Below are 23,201 nucleotides of genomic sequence, written 5' to 3' on the forward strand. Positions count from 1 at the left end.
TGGTGGTGTAACTAATACTGGGAGCGGATTAACAACCAATTCTAGACTGGTGATTTTATAACAACTTGCCGTTGTAGCACTGTCTTCTACTCGAACCCAAATCGTTTGATTATAAGCATTCGTATTGCTATAGTTTGATGGGTTACTTATAGGGTTATTTGCAGCTTCGGCATCAGCTTCACTTAGATAGTAACTTAAAAGATACTGCGTCTCACTTTGGCCCGCTAAAATTTCCGATGCTTTAGTGGTTAAATCGAAAACTGCATAACCATCTGCAGATCGATCATCACACACCTCTAAAGCCGTTGGAGTTACAAGCTGTGGTGATGGCTCTACGATTAATTCTACCACAACAATCGTTGCACAATCTGTAGAGATCGTAGCACTTTCTACACGTGCATATAAGGTTTGTGCATCTTGCACAATATTATCGTAATCAATAGAGGTATCAATAGCATCAACACCGTTATTGGCATTGGTTAAGGTTTCGTGATACGTCACCACTAATCCTGTATCTCCGCCGTTAATCTCTGTATCTAGATCACTAAGAACAAAAATACCATAACCATCATTATCAGGATCACAGTAAATTAAAGGTGCTGGTGTATAAGCTACAGGAGCTTGTTGCACTACTAATTCTAATTCGGTAACACTAGAACAAGATGTCGCACTGTTTACCACACGTGCATAAATCACCTGACCATTACTAGTGTTGGTATATAAGGTTGGTAATGGATTATCTCCAAGCTCCGCTTCTGGTAGCGTTTCATGATAGCTAACCACATAAGAAGGATTACCTCCTGTGATTTCTGCATTTTTAATGCTTAAATCCATCTCCGTAAGACCATCTGGTGTTCCATCATCACAAACCTCTAAAGCTGTAGGAGCTGTTAATACCGGTAGGGCGTTAACAATAATATCAAAACTTGTTGTTCCGTAACAGCTTGGAAAAGCAGGATCTTCTACTCGCACATAAAGCGTTTGTTGGTTTGGTGAACTGGTATTTTCATAAGTACTTGGCAAGGCTCCGGTACCACTTTGGGCATCGGCAAGACTGGCGTAAAAGCTTACATTATAAACCGCTGGATTTTGACCGTTTAATATAGCCGCCTCTTGACTTGCTAAATCAAAAATGGCCACTCCGTCTCCACTGGCATCATCACAAATTTCCATATTAGCAGGCATTGTTGCTAAGGCTCTTGTGTTTACCACTAAATTAAATAGCGGTGCTGCTGAAAAACTGTAACAACTGGTATCTGCTAAACTGGTTACTCGTACATAAATAGGTTGTGAGTTTACCGTATTAGTATAGGTTAACGGCAACGCATTATTACCTAATTCCGCATCGGTAGCATCTAAATGGTAAGACACTTCAAAGTCTGTTGCAGACTGTGCTCCTAATATAATTGCTGTTTGGTCACTTAGTGTAAACTCGCCAATTCCATCGTTAGAATCATCGTCACAAAGCTCTAAATTAGAGGCTGCGTTGATGGTTGGGGCTAATGCTGCAGATATAGTAAAAGAGGTTACATCACTACACGTTTGAGTTACATCAGCTAAACGTGCCCAAATTACTTGCGGATTAGAAACATTAGTATAAGGAGAGACCAAAGCCCCTACATTATCTATAGCATCCTGCTCTGTAAGGTGATAACTTACGGTATAATCTGTAGCCGCTTGTGTACCTAATACATCATCGTCATTTTGAGTTAAATCAAATTCTTCAGACCCGGTTTCACTACAAACCACCAAATCTGGTGCTTCATTTGCCGTAGGGTTATCTCTAAATTCTATAACGATAGGATCAGAAGATCCAGAACAAACACTTTCAATATCAAATTCTGCATAATAAGTTCCAGGCTCTGTAACCGTTAATAGAGACGTTGTTTCTCCAGGGATAACCACTCCATCTTTATACCACACATGGTTTGCCAATGCAATCTCAGTATCTAAGATAACTTCAGACCCGTCACATTGTGCATTTCCGGCAGCAATTGTAATATCTTCTCCTAAATCTCCACCTAAATTAAAACTTCCTGCCCTAATAAAAACTCCCGAATCATAGATACTATCTCTAGCATCAGCAATTACCATTTTAATGGTATACTCCTCATTAGGTATCACATTAGCAAATGCTGTAAAAGGCACAGTGTATCCATCAAATGAAATTGGGGCGCCATTAGAAGGTGTATAACTATCAAAATAACGTACATTAGGAGCACCACAACCATAGCCATTATCGGGGTGAATATTGGTTACCAATATAGGCGTTGTAGTCCCAGGTATCACCGCTAAATTGGTCTCATTCCCGGCAGAATCTGTTAAAAGGAAAGCAAATGCATCAGAGTAATCACACTCAAAGCTTTGCCCATTATATTCTTCAGAAGCCATTAAGAAATCGAAAGTAATTTCATTTCCTCTAGGCGTAAAGTTAAACTGTATAAAGGTTGCATCATTTGACGTATCGCCCGGATCTAATAAGGCATCAACATCTGGATCACCAGCCCAACTACCGTCAGATAAAGTACTCGTATTAGGTCCTCCTGCTCTACTAGCATCTCCACTGGTTAACACAATACCATCTTCAAACTCAAAATTCACACCATCACTAAAAAAATAACCAATTCCATTGGGTAGAGTCGGATCAATTGTAGACCCCGTAGAGTATATAATATTAGAAACTGAGGCACAAGGGCTATCCACTAAAACATCTTCAATAAGCTCCTCTACTGTAAACATATCTTGATCTACCACTAAATTAGGTCCAAGAACAAACACCGTAACGGTATCGCTATCAAAACAACCTTGTGGATTACTATCCGTAGCCGTAAAGGTAACCGTATAGGTTCCTGAACTTAAAAAGGTATGAGAAACATCTGTACCCGTTGCGCTTTCGCCATCTCCAAAATCCCAGTTATAGGTAGCCCCAGTATCATCAGACTGAAACAATGCACTTCCTGAAAAATCTACGGTATCTCCTGGTAAAATTCCGATAACCCCTGCAGCATTTGGCTCGGGAGAAGAACTATCAAAAGACGCATCGATATCCTGACAAGCGGTAGCACATAAAATTTCGGCTTCCCATCCGTCTACACTTTGTGTACTATTAGATATAAACTCTACCGTTAAACATCCTGAGGTATTTGCCCCAGATGCACTCACCGTAAACGCACCCACCGGCCCAGAATAGGTACCGAGTAATGGTGCTGTTGTATCATCACCATCATAAATATTCATAACATCGGGATTAGACCCGCCTTCAGTGAAGAAAAAATTAAATTTAAGAATCGTAAATTGATCTGAAGTTAAGGGACATATTGTAGTTACAATGTTTTCATCATTACCATAGCCTCCAAACTGAGAACCTGAGTCATAAAACATATCAGGACCACAACGCATAAACACTCCAGGTTCCATGTTAATGTCTTGCGAAAAACTAAAAATTGAGAATAATAAAGTGAAAAATAGTAGTGTTTTCTTCATATTAAATAGGGTCTACTCATTAAAGTTTAACCTTTTGGTTAAAACATTAACAAATGCATAACTTAACTTTAGCTCGAAATTTAATCAAATTATATTAATTGCCTAGAAATTATAGTTAGAAAACAACAGCCTTACTATGAACTTTTCAATTTGATATTTCATATTTTTGCAAAAAAAAGATGCCAAAAACAATGATATCCATCGTATCCACTTCTAATGATAGTATTAAGAAGTTTGAAGCCGACCGTTTTTTAACCAACCACAACAGCTTTGAGTTCAACAACATAGACGACGCCCAGAATTCTCCATTGGCGCAACAGTTGTTTTATTTACCCTTTGTAAAGAAGGTTTATATTGCCTCAAATTTTATTGCTATTGAACGTTATAATATTGTTGAGTGGAAAGATGTAGAAAATGAAGTTGCAGAACAAATCGAGGCATTTTTATCTGAAAATGATGTTATCGTCAAAGAAGATGCGAGCAAACCTAAAGCTGCCGTTACCATTTATGCCGAGAGCACTCCGAATCCTGGAGTTTTAAAATTTGTTTGTAATAAGGCTTTGGTTCCAAATATATTTGAATTTAAAACTATAGAAGAAGCGAAACCTTCTCCTCTTGCCACAGCACTTTTTAAATTTCCTTTTGTTAAAAATGTTTATATGGAGAAGAATTTTATCTCTATCACAAAATTTGACATTGTAGAATGGGAAGAGGTCACCTTAGAACTGCGTGAATTTTTGAAAGCTTATGTTGAAGAAGGTAAAACCATTTTAAATGATGACGCCCCTAAAAAGCTTGAAAAAACTGAGGAAGCTATTGAGCAAAAGTTTGAAGCTTTAGACGACATCTCTAAAAATATCATAAACATTCTTGAAGAATATATTAAACCAGCGGTTGAAAGTGATGGTGGAAATATAGAATTTATCTCTTATGATGAGGATTCAAAAAAAGTAGAAGTCTTGTTGCAAGGAGCTTGTAGTGGCTGCCCTTCCTCTACCTTTACACTAAAAAATGGTATTGAAACAATGTTAAAAGACATGCTTAACGACCATTCTATCACCGTAAATGCTATAAACGGCTAAAATTTATTTAATTTTAAGTGACTTTTATAGTAATTAAGAGTCTAAGTTATAGTGCAGACCTTGGTCTGCCTTAACGGAAACACATAACTCGGACTAAAAATTAGCCGAGTTTTTTATTTTAAATTTAAAAATTAGAACATTACATGGACACACAAAAATGGATTGACGAAGGCTATAACTTTATTGTTGAGTTTGGACCAAAAGTAATTGGAGCCATTCTTATTTGGATTATAGGCTTATGGGTCATTAAAGTACTTCTTAAAGGCGTAAAAAAAGCAATGAATAAAGGCGATTATGATGAGAGTTTAAAGAAATTCTTATCTAACCTTATCAATTGGATCTTAAAGATTGTCTTAATTATTGTGGTTTTAGGTACAGTAGGCGTAGAAACGACTTCTTTTGCCGCTATTATTGCTGCCGCTGGTTTAGCCATTGGTTTAGCGCTTCAGGGCTCTTTAGCTAATTTTGCAGGTGGGGTTTTAATTATGATTTTTAAACCTTTTAAAATTGGAGATTATATTCAAGCTCAAGGTGAAGCTGGAAGCGTTAAGGAAATTGAAATCTTTACGACAAAATTACTTACCCCAGATAATAAAGAGATTATTATTCCTAACGGAAGTTTATCTAACGGAAACATCGTTAATTATTCTACGGAAGATAGACGTCGTGTAGACTGGACCTTTGGTGTAGGTTACGACTCTGACATTAGAAAAACAAAAGAAGTGATCTTAGAAGTGATTAAAAAACACCCATTAATTCTTCAAGACCCTGCACCGGCAATTAACGTTTCGGAATTAGCAGATAGTTCTATTAACTTTTTCACTAGAGTTTGGGTCAATACGCCTGACTATTGGGCTGTAAAATTTGATATTACAGAACAAACTAAAGAAGCTTTAGATGCGGCTGGTATTGATATTCCTTACCCACATCAAGTAGAAATACATAAAGAGGCTTAAGACTTCTTTTTTAAAGCTACAAAATCCTTTAAATAATAAGGTTCAAAATAAGCGACATCTACGGTGTCGCTTTTTTTGTGCTTTAATTCGGCCAACGCTGACATTTCATTAGCTGAAGGTAGTTTCCCTTCAACAAACACGGCATTAGGATGTGAAATTAAAGACTTGGTCTTCTCTACCCCATTGCCTACAAAATAGACTTTATCTTGTTCTAAAAGTGCCTTAAAACTAGTTTCGGTTAAAATCTCGGCTTCAATGCCGCGGTGGGATTCAAATTGAGCCGTGTAAATTGCCGAATAAACTTCCATACGTCGTGCATCTAACATCGGAACGATAAAACCACTTTCGGCTTTAACTTGGTGTGCTAAACTCTCTAAAGTAGACAGCGCAATTAAAGGTTTATCTAAAGCAAAACATAAGCCTTTTGCTGAAGATACACCTATGCGCAACCCGGTATAAGAGCCCGGGCCTTTACTCACGGCTACAGCATCAATTTGAGAAGGCTCTAGATTGGCCTCCTTAAAAACCTCATCAATAAACAGGTGTAAGGTTTCTGCATGCGAATACCCTAAACTATTATCTTCTTTTAAAACTAAAGTCTCTCCATCTTTAGACAGAGAGACTGAACAATTTGTTGTTGCTGTTTCTATATTAAGCACTAATGCCATAAGTGGTCCTAATTTTTGGTAAAATTACAATATATATTTATCAAAATGAACGGCCACTACAAGGAAGTGGTTAATTGCTGTTGTTCTCAGAGTTTTCTTCAGGTACCGCAATAGCATCACCTGAATTTAAATTTTTAGAAACTGTGTTATACGGTCCTGTTATAATTTCATCACCTTCTTCTAAACCAGATAGAATTTCAATATTGGTATCATCTTGAATTCCGGTTGTAACAACTCTTAATTTGGCTTTTCCATTAGCGTTAACAAAGACACATTCAAATTTTTCATCTGACTGCCCAGTCGTTGTAGTGGCCATCTCTACAGATTTTGTATTCAGTTTTTTAGTGGAACTCGTATCTGTTTTTATTACAATAGCACTAATTGGCACGGCAATCGCATCTTTTCTGGTCTTAGTGATTATATCTACAGTCGCCGTCATCCCTGGTCTAAATGGAGAATAGGTTTCAGGTTTCCCTTCTGTTAATGCTTTATAAGACGACTCAATAATTCTTACTTTAACTTCAAAATTAGTCACTTGGTCTGCGGCTAAGTCTCCTGCTGCAGAATTAGCGATAGCGGTAACCACACCTTTAAATTGTTTATTTAAATAAGCATCGACTTCTACAATAGTAGAATCACCAATAGCGACTTTTACAATATCATTTTCATTCACATCCACTTCAACTTCCATGTTCTTTAAGTTGGCTACACGCAAAATTTCTGTTCCGGCCATTTGCTGTGTTCCAACAACACGTTCTCCAAGTTCTACATTGAGTAAAGAAATGGTTCCCGTCATAGGTGCATAAATAGTGGTTCGGTTTAAATTGTCTTTAGCTTCATTAACCGTTGCGGCAGCACTCTGCACATTGTAATAAGCTGAATTTTTTCCAGCGATAGCCGTTTCATAAGCCGCTACAGAATTATCCCATTCTGATTTTGAAATCACCCCTTTATCAAAAAGTGTTTTATTTCTATCGTAATCCGCCTTGGCTTGTTTTAAGTTGGCTTCAGCTTGCGCTAAACCCGCTCTTACATTTTGGTAAGACGCCTGACTTCTACTTACTGCAGACTGAATTAAATCGGGATTAATACGTACTAAAAGATCTCCTTTTTTTACCTCTTGACCTTCTTTAAAAGGCAGTTCTAAAATTTCACCAGACACTTCCGAAGAAATTTTAACCTCAACCTCAGGCTGAATTTTTCCGGTGGCCGATACCGTTTCAACAATATCTCTAAGGGTCACGTCTTGTAACGTAACGTCTTTTATATCTCCTTTTTCACCAAACCATCCTTGTTTAGCGCCTATCACTACAACAATAAGTGCAAGCACTACGAATCCGATAATAATTTTTACTGTTTTGCTCATAATTAAAACTTTAATTCTGTTGCTGGTATTCCAAAGTATAACTCTAAAACTTTTAATTTAAAGATGTAATCGTATTTAGCCCGATTTAATTCAATTTTAGAATTATCAAATCGCACTTTAGACTGACTAAAATCGAAAGCATTAGTAAGCCCTACATCATAACGTTCTTTGGCATACTCATAAGCCAATTGTTGCGACTCTAAGGCCAGTTCTGCTGCCTCATACGATTTTAAAGCGCCTTTAGCATCCACATAAGCTTGATAAACATTAGATTCTAAATCTAACTCGGCTTGCTCTAATTGAAACTTAGAACGTTCTAAGTTAATCTTATTTCTTTGAATATTTCCTTTGGTGCTAAAGCCATTTAAAATAGGAATATTAAGCTGTAACCCATAAGCAATACCGTCATTTAAATATAACTGGTCTACAAACGGATCTGCTCCAACTTGTGTGGCATAGGTATTAGGAAACTCTCCAATTACAGCTTGTCCAGTACCTTCAACAGTACCAATTTGCTGTGTTATTGTAGGATTGTCTTGATCGACTTCTGTAATAAATGAAGGTGTATCAGTATATCGTGTGTTATAGCCGAAAAAAGCAGATAAGGTAGGGTAATTAAGACCTTTGGCCAATTTTAAATCCATCGCCGCCAATTCTACACTTTGCTCTGCAATTTTTATTTCTGATCTCGATTCTTTTGCTGAAGCAATAATCTCCCCAACACTTTTATCGGCAATCTCTGAAGCCACAATATCATAACCTTCATCTTCCACATCAAAATTTTCATAATCCTTAATCAATAAAAGTTGTGCTAAACTGATCAATGAAATTTGAATGTTGTTTTCCGCTTGAATAATGCTTTGTTGCTCACTTGCATCCGTTGCTTTAATTTCTAACAAATCTCCACGAGGTAAAGATCCTGCATCTACCAATTGCAAGGTTCTTTTAATTTGTTCTTTAGTGACCACATTTTGGGTTTGTAACACTTCTAAATTGGCCTTATTTAAAATCACCGTGAGGTAAGCGTTTGCAACGAACAAAGAAATGTCGTCTTTCATCTTATCGAGGCTGTATTGACTAGAAAGCTTAGAAATTTCGGCACGTTGTACCTGTCTTATATTTCTTAACCCGTCAAAAAGTGTATACCCCATATTGATACTTCCGGAAACTGAAAGAAAGGTAGTGGTTTGTGCGTTATTGGTCACCGGATTAAAACTAAGTCCTGTATTTTCTGAAACTCCTGCCCCAGCACTGATACTCGGTAAAAAGTTTCCAACCGCCGTCATTTTATCAACGTCGGCTAACTGCAAATCTAATTCGCTTTGTTTTACAGAAATATTGTTTTCTAAGGCATACTCCACACACTCTTTAAGCGTCCACTTTTTATGTTGTGCTTGTGCTAAAACTCCAAAAAGAAGTACTACGATAAGGATTGATTTTTTCATGATGTCTATTGGTCTATATAAAACTTAAAATGTTACAGTAAATTTAAATATATTACTGAGCGTAGTCTGGCACCCCTTCCACTTGGTTCCACACTTTTATCTTGTCGGATTTAGAAAGGCCCGATTTAACCTCTACTACGATTCCATCACTAAGCCCTAAAGTAATGTCTTTTCGTTCAAAAGTTTGATCGCCAACTTCAACCTCTACATAAGGAGCTTTTGTTTCCTCGTCATACTGTACTAAGGCTTCTTTTATGGCCAACACCTTTTCAACTTTATCTAAAATAATAGACGCATTTGCGCTGAGTCCGGCTCTAATAAAAGTAGAATCTATTTTCTGAAGTGTTCCTTTTATTTCAAATTGAATGGCACCATTTTCAGCCACACCTTTAGGGGCAATATAATCTAATACCGCTTCAAAGGTTTTATTCTCTATAGCACCAACCGTGATTTCTAGCGGTAGACCTTCTTTAATTTTCCCCACTTCACTTTCATCTACTTTACCTTCAAAAATCATCTGTTTTACATCGGCTAAAGAAGCTATTGAAGTCCCTTCGTTAAAATTATTAGCTTCAATAACCTGATTTCCGGCCTTTACAGGTACGTCTAACACCATTCCGGATACGGTAGCTCTGACTTGGGTTTGGGCAATATTCCCTAAGCCCGAAGTGGTACCCGTTTTTATAATGTCATAATTCTGATTGGCAGAATTCACGTTAATTTTAGCTTGTTCTACACTTTGCTTAGATTGTAAATAGGCATTGCTAACAGATTCGAAATCATTGGCAGAAATCACACCTTTTTCAAAAAGCGCTTTTTGCCTATCGTAATTGGCCTGCTGCGTTTGAAGATTGATCTGTGCCGTTTGAAGAGCCGTTTGGTTGGTTGCAATATTATTTTTAGCGCTCGTTAATGTTGAAGCATTAGGAATAACTTTAATCTGAGCAATAAGGTCACCCTGTTCTACGTACTCTCCGGCTTCAATAAAAACCTTTTCAATCACTCCTGAAATATTAGGTTTTATAAGCACCTCTTCTTTAGGCACAATATTACCAGTGGCCACCGTTTTTAGTATAATGGTTTCTTCCGTTGGAGATTCTGAAGTATAGGTCTTCGGATCCTCTTGGTTTTTTTGCCATAAATAAAAGAGTGCGCTTCCAAAGACGGAAACAATGATGATTAATATAATTATCGTTTTTGTTCTTTTCATGATTGTGATGGATATATGTTTAGTCTATTCTAAGAGCGTCTACAGGTTTCATTTTTGTGGCGCTATTAGCAGGAATAAGTCCGGCAAGCACGCCTGAAACAATTAATATAATTAAAGCGGTAAATATAACTTGCATACTTACACTTGGATTTGCAAAATTATCGACAGGGCCGTAATAATCTAAAAGAATGTTCATGCCCCAAATGATAAAGGCCGAAAAAGAAATCCCGACCATACCTGCCAAGATGGTAAGCATTAAACTCTCTTGTAAAATTTGAGACTTTATGGCCCACGGGCTAGCTCCCAATGCGCGCCTTACCCCAATTTCTTTAGTACGTTCTTTAACCACAATAAGCATAATGTTACTGATGCCAATGATACCAGACATTAAGACCAAAGCGCCTACAAAATACCCCACAAAAGAAAGGATAGAAAACAAACCATTAACACGTCCAAATTGTTCGGAGAGGTCAAAATGCCCAATGGCGCGGTCATCCGTAGGATCTACTTTATGCCGGGCTTTCATAATGTTAAACACCTGAGGTTTTAAAGTGGTAATACTTACATGATCTTGTGCGGTTAGCGCCATCCAACCAACAGTATCGCCTCTGTTAAACGCCTGACTAAAGGTGGTAAAAGGCATATAGATGGTATTGGCGTCTTGTTCTTCATCGCCTTGGCTATTGCTCATTTTAAAGCTACCTACAACCATAAAATTAACCCCATTGATTTTAATATAGGTTCCTAAAACGGGTTCGCCTTTATCGTACAAACTATTAAGCACCACAGTACCAATAACACAAATTTTTCGCTTCGCATTAATATCGGAATAACTTAAAAAACGCCCTTGAAGAATATCCATAGGTTGTTGTTTTATATATTCGGGGTAATCGCCATAAATTTCAAACGCTCCAGTTTTAGTCCCTCTTGTCACATTATTAGCGCCATTAAATCCGCCCAATTGGTTTCTTGGTGACACATATTTTAAATTAGGCACGGCCGTTTTAAGCGCGGCAACATCATCGATTTTAAAATTGAAATAACGCCCTTTAGGTAAGCCTTTATAGGGTTTAGAGGTTCCTTGAGACCACATAAACATAGAATTGGTCGCAAAATCACCAAAATCTGCAGTGACCCCATTTTTAAGACCGTTGGTTAAGGCCAACAGCAAAACTAAAATGGTAATGCCCCAGAACACCCCAAAAGCGGTTAATAAGGTTCTAAACTTATTGGCGTTTAGCGCTTCTAATATTTCATCCCAACGGTCTCTACTAAACATACTATTCATCTCTTAAGGCATCAATAGGTTTAATTTTTGCGGCTCTATACGCAGGAATAAATCCGGCAATAGTCCCGGCAAAAACCAATAAAAACACGGTAGACAAGGCAATTTTAAAATCGACCTGCGGATACTTTATAAAATCATTTTGAATTTGCGGACCTACAAGTTCTAACAAGCCAAGCCCAAGAATTAATCCGAATAAGCCTGAAAACATGGTTACAAAAATGGCTTCTTGCAAAATCATACCGATAATAGAACTCGGTAATGCACCAAGGGCTTTTCTTATTCCGATTTCTTTAGTCCGTTCTTTAACTATGATAAGCATGATATTCCCAACCCCAACAATCCCCGCAATGATGGTACCGATACCCACAAACCAGAAGACTAGTTTTAAGGTGGCAATTAGCGAATAAATTTTTTCAGCCTGCTCTAAGGTATTGTTAACCCTAACGGCACTAATATCATCCGGGGATACGGTATGCAGTTCTTTTATCTTCTTTTCAATGCCTAAGGCAATAGCATTAGAGGTTTGAACGGCTTCATCAAAATCATCAGCCATTTTAACGGTGAAGGCCATGTTTCTAATATTTTCTCCGGCATTGAATACTTTTTGCGCGGTTGTTAAGGGTACGTAAACCTGCCCCTCTTCACGATCCCCTCCTGGATCATAAAATACACCCACCACTTTAAAACTCATCCCAAAGATTTGGATATTCTTATTGATGGGATCTTCACCTTTAAATAGGTCTTCTTTTATTTTATTTCCTATGACAGCCACCTTTTTACTTGAACTGATATCGGAGGTATTGATAAAACGACCGGATCCGATGTCTGCATTTTCAATAAATTGATTTTCGGGCATGGTCCCACGAACGCGATAATTTCCAGTTTCATTTTGATAATTCACCGTACCACCATAGATCATATAATCTTTGGTTCGATATTCGAAATAATCATCGTATTGATTTTCGATTGCTTCGAAGCTAGAATTTTTAAGCTGAACATAGCGCCCTGGATTGAGCCCTTTATGTCCTTTGGTAGTGACTCCTGTCCATACCGAGATTTTATTTGTCGCATCTTGCTCAAACTGTGATTTTACACCATTAGCAATCCCTTCACTAAACCCTAAAAGAATCACTAATATAAAAATCCCTGAGGCTACCGAAAGCCCTGTGAGAAAGGTTCGCAATTTATTTTTGCTAAGCGTTTCGAATATTTCTTGCCAACGTTCTATATCAAACATGGGCTGATGCTCTTACCTGTTGTACGGAACTATCGTCTATAATTAAGCCATCTTTTAGATTTACAATACGCTTGGTCATGTGTGCAATGTCATCTTCGTGCGTCACGATTAAGATGGTTTTTCCTTCGTCATTAATACCTTGTATTAACTCCATAACCTCATAAGAGGTTTTTGTATCTAAGGCTCCTGTAGGTTCATCGGCCAATAAGACTTTAGGATCACTCGCTAAGGCCCGAGCAATAGCAACCCGTTGTTTTTGCCCTCCTGAAAGTTCACTTGGCAAGTGGTGCGACCATTGGGCTAGACCTACTTTTTCTAAATAATGCATGGCACGTTCTGTGCGCTCTTTACGTTTTACCCCTTTATAGTAAAGTGGCATAGATACATTATCTAAAGCCGATTTATAATTGATAAGATTGAAGGACTGAAAAATGAATCCGAGAAATTCATTTCTATATTTAGCGGCAATTTTTTCGTTAAGATTTTTAATAGGCACATCATCTAGAATGTATTGCCCTTGATCGGCCTCATCTAACATTCCTAAAATATTAAGTAATGTTGATTTCCCTGATCCTGAAGACCCCATTATGGAGACTAGCTCGCCTTCCTTGACATTAAAATTAATACCTTTTAATACGTGAAGCGAGTTGCTCCCCATATGGTAAGATTTATGTAAATCTTTTATTTGAATCATAATGTGATTGGGTTAACGGATACCATTCTAATGGCGTTGGAAGACCTATTGAATCTACAACGCTATTGGTCTAAAGCTGGTCTATGTTAAATTAATTACAACAACAGCAGGCACAACATCCCTTATTTTTCACATATGACGTCTATATAGCAGAAATGTTACAGGTTTTACTCTGTTTTATCGGGCTGATTATATTTTCTATAAATCACATAACCAATAACCGCCACTAAGATGTAAGGAACAGCCATTAAAAAGACAATTCCATCGTTAATTCCTTCGGCTGCAGATTGATCTTCACCACTTTCTAAAACGGCTCTACACATCGCACATTGTGCATTACTGAGGGTAAAAGATACAACTGTGAATAAGAATAAACTAATTTTACGTTTCATAATTAGGTATAATATGGTGCTATCATCACATAAACAATAACCCCTGTTACGGCTACATATAACCACATTGGAAAAGTGTAACGTGCAATCTTTCTATGACGGACTTTATCATTAGTAATACCACGCACATAGGTAATTAGTACAAAAGGAATAATCACGATAGACAAAACAATATGGGTGATCAGAATAAAATAATAAAGGTATTTTACAAGGCCGTCACCACCAAATTTTGTTGAATCGCTGGTCATATGATACGCCACATACATCACTAAAAACACCACAGAACTCCAAATAGCTGTTGTCATTAGGTTTTCATGAAGTACCACATGCTTTTTTCTAATGGCCAAGAAAGCAATGATTAATACAATAGCAGTGAACCCGTTAATGGTAGCATAAATAGGTGGTAAAAACGTTAAGGGCTCTACATCGTAGCCCAAGTCTTGTAGCTTAACACGCGATAAAATGGCGACTACAATTGGGATGATAATAGACAGAACAATAATCCATTTATTATATTTCTTTGCTTTTACAGTATCGATTGTATTCATAGGTTTGGTGTTACTTAAGCCAGTTTAGAATCGTATTATTCTTTTAATAATTTAGCTATATCTTCTTTTAGGATGGTAATTTCTTGGGCAATGCCATCTTCATCTACACCCACGGCTTCTGAAATTAAACCGTTATAAAAAATCTTAGGGTTTCCGAAGTCATCCTTTCTAGATCGGATATATCCTTCTTTATCTATTAAGGCAAAATTACCAGAATGCTCAAAACCTCCCACTACCGTTTCGTCTTTAGCGGTATAAAGATTAAAGCCTTCATTAGCCAACTTATAAATACGTGTCTCATCTCCAGTCATAAAATGCCAATTAGGATTGGTAATCCCATATTTTTCAGCATAAGCTTTAAGCACTTCAGGTGTATCAATATCTGGAGCAATGGTAAAAGAGGCAACTCCAAAATCTTTAAAATTCTTAAATTCCTCTTGTACGGTAACCAAGTTACGGTTCATAATAGGACATATCGTTGGGCAAGTTGTAAAAAAGAACTCTACCACATAGACCTTTCCTAGATAATCTTCATTGGTAATGGTTTCACCATCTTGATTGGTGAAGCTAAAATCAGGCACTTTTTTAGGTGCACCATTAATTTCAAGATAAGCCAAGTCACTTTTCACCTTAGCTGAAGACTCTAAATGAGAATTTAGAACATCTTTACTTCGACTCTCTTCACGGATAATATCTCCTCCGGTTACACGATCAATAATTTTAGGAACAAAAAGGATTCCGAAAATTAAAATTACAAATGCAATTCCGATATAGGAATAATTAGCTTTTTTACTCATGCTTTTTGTTTATTTCGTTTGCTCGTCTTGTGTTTGAATCGTCAAATTTACCTTTGCGTTTCTGACGGTATTCAGTGAATAGAATACGAACATCATCGCTCATCATATTCTTAATTTCTGCTACCTTAATGGCATTATAAGCATACACGCCGAAAGCGGGTTTATTGTTTTCAACAGCTCTTTCGTCTCGACCGTCTATACGTCCACGTTGATTAAGATCTTTATCTATGATAAATACTTCATCAAGGGATAAATCGGCTTTTAAATTTACATCGGCCTTTAAAGAATGGTAAAGCATTTTTATCTCGCCTTCTGAAGCAAAAGCGTAATGCCAATATTTTAAATCTTCGTAAGTATTGATTTCCTTTTTTAAGGCTTCCACTTCTTCTTCGGTTCCTTCAGGAACGACGATGACCAATTGAAATGTTTTAAACCCTTTAAACTTATCATAGACCAACTCCTTAAGATTTGAAGCCGCGATCATATGATCTAAGGGTGATTTCCCTAAAAAGCCTAACACCGTAATATGATTTTTTAATAAAAGGGGCTCACCTCTATCCGAGCGAAATCCAGTAATATCAGTAACCTTTTCATTGACGACATCTAAAGGCTCGTAATTGTGCTTTGCTGGATAAAGCATTAATAGGAATGCGACTGGTAGAAAGAATAGTATACCAAGAACGAGATAGCGTTTTACTTTTGTTAATTTCTTCATCGATTAAGAACTATAGCCCTCATTTTTGGGGTTTAACACACTATAATTTAAGGTCTCTTATAGCGTATGCAAAAATAAAAAAGGTGGTTTATAAAAACCACCTTTTCATTGTATTTAACACTTTGATAGATCGCCGTGTTTATATGTCTGTTTTTACTAGAAATCCTTCTTAATTAAGGCGTGTTCTGCGTTATATACGCTAAATACATAACCTCCTTCTTGTAATAAGATAAAGACTAAGTAACAGATTAAGAAAACACCTGTCCAAACAATAACTTTTCTTAAGCTTCCTACTTCATCTCTAAGGTGCATGAAATCCCATGCAATGTAATAAGCCTTAACTATTGTTAATAAGATAAAGATTAGGTTTAAGGGCTTCATATAAACAATAGGAGAAAGAATAATGTTCCCTAATGTTGCGAAGAATCCACCTTCTAAAGGCTCTAACCAAGTATGCATTAATATTGCTGGCTTGTAAATCCCTAAAACAACTTCTACTGCTGTTACTAAAGATAAGAATACTAATACGCCCCAGATTTTTTCTTTGTTAGATTTAAATTTCCAACGTCCTCTGAATATTTCTAATTTATGCTCGTGTGCCATAATATAACCTTAATTTCTTTTTAAACTAAATAGAAGAATGTGAATACAAATACCCATACTAAATCGACAAAGTGCCAGTAGAGTCCAACTTTTTCAACCATTTCATAACTTCCCCTTCTTTCGTACGTCCCTAAGACCACATTAAAGAATATGATAATATTTAATATCACTCCTGAAAGTACGTGGAATCCGTGGAATCCTGTAATGAAGAAAAAGAAATCACCAAATAGAGACGTTCCGTATTCGTTAACCTTAAGGTTAGCACCTTTTACGACTAACTTTCCGTTCTCTTTTATTTGTTTTAAAGATTCTGCTCTAGATAAAATGGTTTTGTGTCCTTCTTCGTTTAAGAATTGTGTACGCACAACAACATTTTCTTGTGCTGCTAAACCTGTGTAGATTTCATCTACTGTATATGGAGGCAATGATCCTTCGTCAGTAAACCAAATTCCATTTTTACGTTCGTGACTGATACGTGCACTTTCTTGTGGAATTGCAATATCGTCAATAGAAACACGTTTGAAAATTTCTTCACCATCTTCAGTAACATACTCACCAAACTGTAAGATGTTTCCACCTTTAGTTTGTACAGCACCGTAATCTCCTTGAATAAAGGTTGCCCATTCCCATGCTTGCGATCCTAAGAATACTGCTCCACCTATAACGGTTAAAAACATGTATATGGTCACTTTAGATTTGTTCATATTATGACCTGCATCTACAGCTAACACCATAGTTACCGAAGACATAATAAGAATAAACGTCATGACTGCCACATAAATCATTGGCAACTCTTGACCGTGCATAAACGGCACGTGTGTAAACACCTCATCCGCTATTGGCCATTCGTTAATGAACTTAAATCTTGAAAAGCCATAAGCTGCCAAGAAGCCTGAAAATGTTAAGGCATCAGATACAATGAAGAACCACATCATCATTTTTCCGTAACTTGCTTTTAGTGGACTGTTGCCACCTCCCCAAGTTTTATCTTCTGTACCAGTACTAACTACCGTAGAATCCATAGAATTTATTTAAATTTTTAAGATTGGACAAAAATAATCAAATTATATATTTAAAAAAATATAAAAACAAAAAGAGCACAACCCAAAGCCCATCTACGAAATGCCAAAAAATTGATGCTAGTTCAAATCCTAACATATTGTTGGAGTTATACTTTTGTTTAAAATGATTATAAATTACAACTATAAGGCATATTAGCCCAGCAATAACGTGCGCTATGTGCAATATAGCAATGACATAGATGTAAGACATTGTGATATTACTCGTAGGTCCGGTAAAGTAATAACCTTCCGAAATAATCTGTCCAAATCCTACAAATTGGCTATAAATAAATCCTATCCCAAGGCCTAAAGTAGCCAATAAAAACAGGGATACCATTTGCATTTTGCCTTGTTGAAGGGCACGTTTTGCTAAAATAAAGGTAATACTACTTACAATTATGAGCCCTAAACTGGTAAAAAATGCGCTTGGTAATTGAAAATCTACTAACCAATCTTCATTAAGACGTTGTTTACTACTAACAATAAATGCACTTAATAATCCGGCAAAAGACATAATTAAAGAACCTATCCCAAACCATATCATCATCTTTTTAGACCTTGCAGTTTTTTCTGCTGTTGTTCCTTTTGTTAAATCCATTTTATCTTAAAAATTTATCTGCAACATATATTATTTGCAACATTGTAATATAAAAAACGCTTGATAGCATAAGTTGTTTTGCCGTTTTGATGCTACGATCTTTAAACAATTTAAAAGCGTAGAAAAGCATGATTAAGCCTAATAAAAAGACTAAAACAGCCCCAACGATAGACAGTTTTAAATCGCCTGAAAATCCGAATACAGGAATAATAGACGCTAAAATAGTCCATACACTATACATAATGATTTGCACAGCAGTACCTTTATCGGGTTTACCGGTAGGTAACATATGAAACCCTCCTTTTTTATAATCTTCATGTAAAAACCAACCTATAGACCAAAAGTGAGGAAATTGCCAAAAGAATTGAATGGCAAATAAGGTTCCTGGTTCTATACCAAATTCGTTACGCGCGGCTACCCATCCTAACATAAACGGAATGGCTCCTGGCAAGGCCCCTACAAAAACAGACAATGAGGTCTTAGTCTTTAAAGGTGTATAAACGCTTGTGTATAAAAATATAGAAATGGCGCCATACATGGCGGTCTTAGGATTAATAATGTATAAGGTGATTAGCCCTAAAATTGTAAAAGACACGGCAATAACAAAGGCTGTATTTACAGACATACGCCCGGAAGGAATGGGCCTATTTTTTGTCCGATCCATGAGCGCATCTAAATCGCGCTCAATAATTTGATTATAGGCATTAGAGGCCCCAACCATAAAGTAGCCCCCTAAGGCTAAAAGGATTAAGGTGACCAAGCTAATGGTCTCTGCTCCTAAAAAATAACCCGCTATAGAGGAAAACACCACACTTAAGGACAAGCCCATCTTGGTAATTTCCTTGAAATCTGTAACCACAGAACCTGTTGATACCGAAGATTTTGTACTGCTCAAACTAAACGAATTTTATTTTTTTTAAAAACGACTGCGAAGATAGTCTGAAAATTGATTCTAACCAACGTTAAACTTTAGTTTTAACAATACAACGAATCCCCTTAATTCCAGACCTTATAAAATAGCAGCATAAAACACCGTACTTATCAGCACTCTAATAGCTTAGTGCATTGCACTAACTTCACAACATTAGCGCTTAAGAATTCACGACAGATAACTCCCGTTAAAAATCATTATACCAATTAAAGATATCTGTTCTTACCCCTAAACTGAACCATAAGGTATTAGACGATTGTGTTGATGCCGTTGAAACATCAGGGTTATAATCTCTATAAATAATATTAGTAAACAATTTAAGATTGGTTGCAGGGTTTAAAACATAACCAGCTTGAATCTCCGTCATAAAACTATTGGTGGTATTTCCTTGTCCAACCACAATTCCTGTATCGGCATTTCGATCATTGTAATCTCTATAAATATCACCGCCGTAAGAGAAGTTATCCTCATCGGTATTAAAATCTAGGCCGCGTTGTCCAATAATAAATTTAGCATCCCCAAACCAACGCTTATAATGATAGCGTCCTATTAAAACCAATTCTTTAAAATTAGCACCCCATAGGTGTGCCATTGGTTGGTTGAAATTTGCATAATTAAGCACTTGAGTATTGTGAGAATACACATACGGTCTTACGCGGTTATATTCTGCTTGTAACAAGAGGTTATCAACATTAAAGGCATTAAAGTATTTGGCCCCTAACTGAAACCCGAATTTATTTTTCCAGCTTTTCTCTCCACCAGTTACATCACTTAAAGAAAATTCATCAAGAATAAACTGCCCATAAAGATTGACCTTATTATTCCATTTGTACTTAGACGTTAAGCCGAGAATGGCATTTCCGGCGCCTTGCCCGGTCTGAAACTCTATCGCTCTAAAAAAGATAATCGGATTTAAATAATTTACATCAAAGCCACGCTCATTAGAATTGGTCCATATCACAGATTCAAAAAGACCAATATTTAGACGCTTAGAGACATTCCAACTCAAGTAATGGTTAGCCATATATTTTGTTAAAAAGGCTTTATCAACAACAACTTCATCTCTCACATCTTTTAACCACATCCATGTGCTAGTATACTTTATTTTCCAAAAGGTAGCATTCAATTTTAAGAAAGGATACGGACTAGACACATCACTTTGTAATAATGAGCGATACCCATCTCCTATAAAGTTTTTACCGTGACCAAATTGGATGTTTAAAAAATCGGCTGGTGTATAAGATAAATACGCCTCTGCCACAGGGTAATCATAAGCATCATCCTTAAAACGTTTGGCAATACCACGACCTGGGATAATAGCTGGGTCTGGTCCAAAAGCTTTTAAACTTTCTGCATACTGATTAAAATACTCCGCAAAACGACCTTGACTTTCATAAACTGAAGCCGTTAAATTAAAACGCTTCCCTAAACCGGCTTGTATATTTACCCCTCTTGTATTGTTCCATGTAGAATTAAAATCAGCCTCGGTGTCTTTACCGACTTGTAAGTCAATTATAGGGTCTACTGTAAACCAGTAATCTTCCCCTTGGACTTCCACTAAATGTTCATTAAACAACTTACGTCCAAACCAGGTATCTGTATCTTTTGCTAGATTTTCTTTTTCGGCTTTTATATCATAATAGCGTGCCACATCACTATAGATAAATGGTTTGGCTGCGGTATGGCTATTGGTCCCAATGGCATTCATCTCATCGTCAAATCTTGCATAATAAGAATGCGTAAAAGGCACATTTAGTTGGCTATTGTATTCTAGGTTTTCATACGGTTTTAAGCCTTGTTCTAACACATCGTACTCTTGAGAAAGCGTCGCATTTAAACTGTCCGTTTCACTCACGGTTTCAACGGTTTTTACAACGTCTGTTTTACGCACAGGAGCCGTTAGCGGAATAGCAATACTCACACTATACTGTACAAATGTAGGCTTCCCATTATAGGTGGCGGGTTGCACTTTAGGCAAGGCATCAAACACACGTTGGGTTTCCGTTTTTAATTCGTCATAAATCGCATCTATATAAAGCACTTTAAAGGCCCCCTCTTTATCCACTTCAAACAACACCTTAACATCACCTTGATAAGACTCCTCTTCTACCACTTGAGGACTTTTAAAATTCTCAAATAAAAAGGTATTTAAGGTGAAATTAAAACAAGACTTGAGTTGCTCTACAGGAACAGAATCACAGGCTTTAAATACTGGTGATTTTTCATAAAACAGGGAATTTTGCGAATACCCTAAGGTGGCCGTTAAGCAAATAACAAATAGCACAATGCGCTTCATAAAAGAGGTCTTTTTAAAGCACGAAAGATACTTATTTTTTTTAGTACCACGACCTTGAATTAAGTCCTAAAAAAAACCACTATAAAAAATTATAGCGGTTTCTTTAGTCTTATAATCTTACAACTTTTAATTTCTAATCTGATAGATAATTGGTAGCGAGTATACCACACCTACAGGTTTATTACCTTGTATTCCCGGTTTCATTTTAGGAATTTTATGAATCACTCTATCGGCTTCATGCTCTAACGCCGGATGCGGCCCTCTCGTTTTTATATCGGTAACATTACCGTTCTTATCAATAGTAAACTGGGTAAAAATGCGTTGTTTTCCTGACATTCCGTAAGAGGCGCCAATACTAGTATTGAACTTTCTATTAAGGAGTTTCGAAATTTTCTCAGACATACATGCTCTGCGTTCGTTGTTGGACGCATATTTTTCACAACCGGGATAAACGGGAACGCTTTCCACGGCAACAAAATCTACGACTAACGGTTCTGAAGGTTTTTCAATTTCAGGAACATCATCAATATCTATTGGCGTTTCTACATCCGTTGTTTTAGCATCCGGAAGATCAATAACCTGATCTACTATAGGCTGGTCATCTTCAACCACCTTAAGATCATCATTAAGGTCGGGAGTCGGAGCTGATTTCACTACCTGAGGTTTAATAGACTCAACTTGGAAAGGTGGCACCACATCTATGGTTACGGGTTCGGTGGTTGCGGTATCGTGGTTAAGTCGTAATTTCCTTTCTTCAAATTGCATTTCAAATAAGGCATAGGTAGCCAATAAACAAAGGATGAGCCCTATTTGGAAATAAAGGCTCGAGTTTTTTCGTAAATTTGCATCATGCTTTTGTGATGGCTTTGCTTTAGTAGCGCTCTGACCAGCAACACTAAAGTCTTTGTTAGAATTTTTCATAATACTTTGGTTTAAATGTTAATATTATGATAAAATCACAATAAGCATACCAAAACGAAAATCCCGCTCAATTAATTTGAACGGGATTTTTTATATAAGAAAAATTCTATGTTGTATTAGTCTTGTACTTGGAATACAATAGGAATAGAGAATGGCATTACTACCGGCTTTCCTCTTTGCTTACCTGGCTTCATTTTAGGTAAACCTCCGATAACACGCTTAGCTTCTTTTTCTAATCCTGGGTGAGGACCACGAGCTACGATATTAGTAATGTTACCCGACTTATCAACCTTAAACTGTACGAAAATTCTTTTTCTTCCAGGAGGTAAACCTAAATCACCTGCTAAATCTGTATTAAATTTTCTTCCGATAAACTTATTCACCTTATCGTTCATACATTTCTTTTTAGCTGCATTTCCCTTTTCTTTTTCACATCCAGGAAAAACGGCAACATTTTCAATGACAGAGAAAGGAACCTCTAAATCTTCTTCTACCTCAGCAACCTCAACTTCTTCAACTTCCACAATTTCTGCTTCCATTTCTGTTTCAGTAGATTCTATCACTGTTTCTTCAATCTCCTCTTCATCTTCAACAACTTCAATAATTTCCGGTGCTGCTGGTGGTGGTGGAGGTGGTGGTGGAGGGGTTACAATCTGTTCTGTGATTGGCACTTCTTCCTCTAATTCATCATCTAAATTTAGCGTATCCGCAATGATATCAGCCTTATCATAGGTTTTATAATTGATCGCCATATAGGTAATACCCAACATTAAGGCTAGACCAACAGCAAAATACAGCGAACTGTTTCTACTTACGTCTGATTTCGGGTTCTTTTTAGGTTCCATAATATTCTTTTTAAATATAACATCGCTAATTTAACTAATAAATAGTAAAATAAACAAGGCTTAAG

The 23,201-nt window shown here is 36.8% G+C and carries 21 protein-coding genes; 2 read left to right on the forward strand and 19 right to left on the reverse strand.

From position 1 onward, the window contains the following. Positions 1 to 3,483: choice-of-anchor L domain-containing protein (locus ACFQ13_RS12060; protein ID WP_386117650.1), on the reverse strand; the 3,483-nt coding region annotated here is incomplete at its 3' end. Positions 3,484 to 3,662: 179 nt separating this feature from the next. Here ACFQ13_RS12060 and ACFQ13_RS12065 point away from each other — a divergent pair. Both ACFQ13_RS12065 and ACFQ13_RS12070 read left to right on the forward strand, forming a co-directional pair. Continuing rightward, the gene (locus ACFQ13_RS12065; protein WP_386117652.1) at positions 3,663 to 4,565 is read left to right on the forward strand and encodes a NifU family protein; all 903 of its coding nucleotides are present in this window, start codon (positions 3,663 to 3,665) and stop codon (positions 4,563 to 4,565) included. A gap of 143 nt (positions 4,566 to 4,708) precedes the next feature. After that, positions 4,709 to 5,521 carry a mechanosensitive ion channel family protein gene (locus ACFQ13_RS12070; protein WP_386117654.1) on the forward strand — a complete coding sequence of 271 codons (813 nt, stop codon included), beginning with the start codon at positions 4,709 to 4,711 and terminating at the stop codon, positions 5,519 to 5,521. Here the strand turns inward: ACFQ13_RS12070 and tsaB are convergent. The 18 genes from tsaB to ACFQ13_RS12160 all read right to left on the reverse strand — a co-directional run bounded on the left by tsaB (position 5,518) and on the right by ACFQ13_RS12160 (position 23,136). Further along, a complete protein-coding gene (gene tsaB / locus ACFQ13_RS12075) occupies positions 5,518 to 6,189 on the reverse strand; it encodes a tRNA (adenosine(37)-N6)-threonylcarbamoyltransferase complex dimerization subunit type 1 TsaB (RefSeq protein WP_386117657.1) in 672 nt (223 codons plus the stop codon). The two genes, ACFQ13_RS12070 and tsaB, sit on opposite strands and share 4 nt — an antisense overlap. 70 nt (positions 6,190 to 6,259) lie before the next feature. Beyond that, positions 6,260 to 7,555: an efflux RND transporter periplasmic adaptor subunit gene (locus ACFQ13_RS12080; RefSeq protein ID WP_386117658.1), complete on the reverse strand. Its 1,296-nt coding sequence runs from the start codon at positions 7,553 to 7,555 to the stop codon at positions 6,260 to 6,262. A gap of 2 nt (positions 7,556 to 7,557) precedes the next feature. Next, on the reverse strand, positions 7,558 to 9,000 hold the full coding sequence (locus tag ACFQ13_RS12085; protein ID WP_386117661.1) for a TolC family protein: 1,443 nt from the start codon (positions 8,998 to 9,000) through the stop codon (positions 7,558 to 7,560). Positions 9,001 to 9,052: 52 nt separating this feature from the next. After that, positions 9,053 to 10,210 (reverse strand): efflux RND transporter periplasmic adaptor subunit, encoded by a 1,158-nt coding sequence (locus tag ACFQ13_RS12090; protein WP_386117663.1) that lies wholly within the window; start codon positions 10,208 to 10,210, stop codon positions 9,053 to 9,055. Positions 10,211 to 10,229: 19 nt separating this feature from the next. Then, a complete protein-coding gene (locus ACFQ13_RS12095; RefSeq protein ID WP_386119442.1) occupies positions 10,230 to 11,489 on the reverse strand; it encodes an ABC transporter permease in 1,260 nt (419 codons plus the stop codon). Position 11,490: 1 nt separating this feature from the next. Continuing rightward, positions 11,491 to 12,735, reverse strand: coding sequence for an ABC transporter permease (locus ACFQ13_RS12100; RefSeq protein WP_386117664.1), 1,245 nt, complete (start codon positions 12,733 to 12,735; stop codon positions 11,491 to 11,493). After that, a complete protein-coding gene (locus ACFQ13_RS12105; protein WP_386117666.1) occupies positions 12,728 to 13,429 on the reverse strand; it encodes an ABC transporter ATP-binding protein in 702 nt (233 codons plus the stop codon). The genes ACFQ13_RS12100 and ACFQ13_RS12105 overlap by 8 nt, the downstream gene beginning before the upstream one ends. A 167-nt stretch (positions 13,430 to 13,596) precedes the next feature. Further along, on the reverse strand, positions 13,597 to 13,821 hold the full coding sequence (locus ACFQ13_RS12110; protein ID WP_386117668.1) for a hypothetical protein: 225 nt from the start codon (positions 13,819 to 13,821) through the stop codon (positions 13,597 to 13,599). 2 nt (positions 13,822 to 13,823) lie between these two features. Continuing rightward, positions 13,824 to 14,369 (reverse strand): DUF420 domain-containing protein, encoded by a 546-nt coding sequence (locus tag ACFQ13_RS12115; RefSeq protein ID WP_386117670.1) that lies wholly within the window; start codon positions 14,367 to 14,369, stop codon positions 13,824 to 13,826. Between the two features lie 35 nt (positions 14,370 to 14,404). Then, positions 14,405 to 15,166: an SCO family protein gene (locus ACFQ13_RS12120; protein WP_386117673.1), complete on the reverse strand. Its 762-nt coding sequence runs from the start codon at positions 15,164 to 15,166 to the stop codon at positions 14,405 to 14,407. Next, positions 15,159 to 15,881: a hypothetical protein gene (locus ACFQ13_RS12125; protein ID WP_386117675.1), complete on the reverse strand. Its 723-nt coding sequence runs from the start codon at positions 15,879 to 15,881 to the stop codon at positions 15,159 to 15,161. Before ACFQ13_RS12125 ends, ACFQ13_RS12120 begins: the two co-directional genes overlap by 8 nt. Positions 15,882 to 16,037: 156 nt before the next feature. Continuing rightward, on the reverse strand, positions 16,038 to 16,484 hold the full coding sequence (locus tag ACFQ13_RS12130; RefSeq protein ID WP_114307768.1) for a cytochrome C oxidase subunit IV family protein: 447 nt from the start codon (positions 16,482 to 16,484) through the stop codon (positions 16,038 to 16,040). A 20-nt stretch (positions 16,485 to 16,504) separates the two neighbouring features. Next, complete coding sequence (locus ACFQ13_RS12135; protein WP_386117678.1) at positions 16,505 to 17,506, reverse strand: cytochrome c oxidase subunit 3; 1,002 nt, start codon at positions 17,504 to 17,506, stop codon at positions 16,505 to 16,507. A gap of 37 nt (positions 17,507 to 17,543) precedes the next feature. After that, positions 17,544 to 18,143 (reverse strand): cytochrome c oxidase subunit 3, encoded by a 600-nt coding sequence (locus ACFQ13_RS12140; RefSeq protein ID WP_386117681.1) that lies wholly within the window; start codon positions 18,141 to 18,143, stop codon positions 17,544 to 17,546. Between the two features lies 1 nt (position 18,144). Further along, positions 18,145 to 19,038, reverse strand: a complete 894-nt coding sequence (gene cyoE, locus ACFQ13_RS12145) for a heme o synthase (RefSeq protein WP_114307771.1) — start codon at positions 19,036 to 19,038, stop codon at positions 18,145 to 18,147. A 223-nt stretch (positions 19,039 to 19,261) separates the two neighbouring features. Then, a complete protein-coding gene (locus tag ACFQ13_RS12150) occupies positions 19,262 to 21,370 on the reverse strand; it encodes a gliding motility protein RemB (protein WP_386117683.1) in 2,109 nt (702 codons plus the stop codon). A 126-nt stretch (positions 21,371 to 21,496) separates the two neighbouring features. Next, on the reverse strand, positions 21,497 to 22,291 hold the full coding sequence (locus tag ACFQ13_RS12155) for an energy transducer TonB (RefSeq protein WP_386117685.1): 795 nt from the start codon (positions 22,289 to 22,291) through the stop codon (positions 21,497 to 21,499). Between the two features lie 116 nt (positions 22,292 to 22,407). After that, positions 22,408 to 23,136 carry an energy transducer TonB gene (locus tag ACFQ13_RS12160; protein WP_386117688.1) on the reverse strand — a complete coding sequence of 243 codons (729 nt, stop codon included), beginning with the start codon at positions 23,134 to 23,136 and terminating at the stop codon, positions 22,408 to 22,410. Positions 23,137 to 23,201: the final 65 nt, after the last annotated feature.

The sequence above is a fragment of the Winogradskyella rapida genome, assembly GCF_042675845.1.
Classification (GTDB): domain Bacteria; phylum Bacteroidota; class Bacteroidia; order Flavobacteriales; family Flavobacteriaceae; genus Winogradskyella; species Winogradskyella rapida.

What these genes read in the sequence shown, in the direction of transcription:
- ACFQ13_RS12065 (WP_386117652.1), top strand. Translation starts at nt 3,663, where the DNA reads ATGCCAAAAACAATGATATCCATCGTATCCACTTCTAATGATAGTATT.
- ACFQ13_RS12070 (WP_386117654.1), top strand. Translation starts at nt 4,709, where the DNA reads ATGGACACACAAAAATGGATTGACGAAGGCTATAACTTTATTGTTGAG.
- tsaB (WP_386117657.1), bottom strand. Translation starts at nt 6,189, where the DNA reads ATGGCATTAGTGCTTAATATAGAAACAGCAACAACAAATTGTTCAGTC.
- ACFQ13_RS12080 (WP_386117658.1), bottom strand. Translation starts at nt 7,555, where the DNA reads ATGAGCAAAACAGTAAAAATTATTATCGGATTCGTAGTGCTTGCACTT.
- ACFQ13_RS12085 (WP_386117661.1), bottom strand. Translation starts at nt 9,000, where the DNA reads ATGAAAAAATCAATCCTTATCGTAGTACTTCTTTTTGGAGTTTTAGCA.
- ACFQ13_RS12090 (WP_386117663.1), bottom strand. Translation starts at nt 10,210, where the DNA reads ATGAAAAGAACAAAAACGATAATTATATTAATCATCATTGTTTCCGTC.
- ACFQ13_RS12095 (WP_386119442.1), bottom strand. Translation starts at nt 11,489, where the DNA reads ATGTTTAGTAGAGACCGTTGGGATGAAATATTAGAAGCGCTAAACGCC.
- ACFQ13_RS12100 (WP_386117664.1), bottom strand. Translation starts at nt 12,735, where the DNA reads ATGTTTGATATAGAACGTTGGCAAGAAATATTCGAAACGCTTAGCAAA.
- ACFQ13_RS12105 (WP_386117666.1), bottom strand. Translation starts at nt 13,429, where the DNA reads ATGATTCAAATAAAAGATTTACATAAATCTTACCATATGGGGAGCAAC.
- ACFQ13_RS12110 (WP_386117668.1), bottom strand. Translation starts at nt 13,821, where the DNA reads ATGAAACGTAAAATTAGTTTATTCTTATTCACAGTTGTATCTTTTACC.
- ACFQ13_RS12115 (WP_386117670.1), bottom strand. Translation starts at nt 14,369, where the DNA reads ATGAATACAATCGATACTGTAAAAGCAAAGAAATATAATAAATGGATT.
- ACFQ13_RS12120 (WP_386117673.1), bottom strand. Translation starts at nt 15,166, where the DNA reads ATGAGTAAAAAAGCTAATTATTCCTATATCGGAATTGCATTTGTAATT.
- ACFQ13_RS12125 (WP_386117675.1), bottom strand. Translation starts at nt 15,881, where the DNA reads ATGAAGAAATTAACAAAAGTAAAACGCTATCTCGTTCTTGGTATACTA.
- ACFQ13_RS12130 (WP_114307768.1), bottom strand. Translation starts at nt 16,484, where the DNA reads ATGGCACACGAGCATAAATTAGAAATATTCAGAGGACGTTGGAAATTT.
- ACFQ13_RS12135 (WP_386117678.1), bottom strand. Translation starts at nt 17,506, where the DNA reads ATGGATTCTACGGTAGTTAGTACTGGTACAGAAGATAAAACTTGGGGA.
- ACFQ13_RS12140 (WP_386117681.1), bottom strand. Translation starts at nt 18,143, where the DNA reads ATGGATTTAACAAAAGGAACAACAGCAGAAAAAACTGCAAGGTCTAAA.
- ACFQ13_RS12150 (WP_386117683.1), bottom strand. Translation starts at nt 21,370, where the DNA reads ATGAAGCGCATTGTGCTATTTGTTATTTGCTTAACGGCCACCTTAGGG.
- ACFQ13_RS12155 (WP_386117685.1), bottom strand. Translation starts at nt 22,291, where the DNA reads ATGAAAAATTCTAACAAAGACTTTAGTGTTGCTGGTCAGAGCGCTACT.
- ACFQ13_RS12160 (WP_386117688.1), bottom strand. Translation starts at nt 23,136, where the DNA reads ATGGAACCTAAAAAGAACCCGAAATCAGACGTAAGTAGAAACAGTTCG.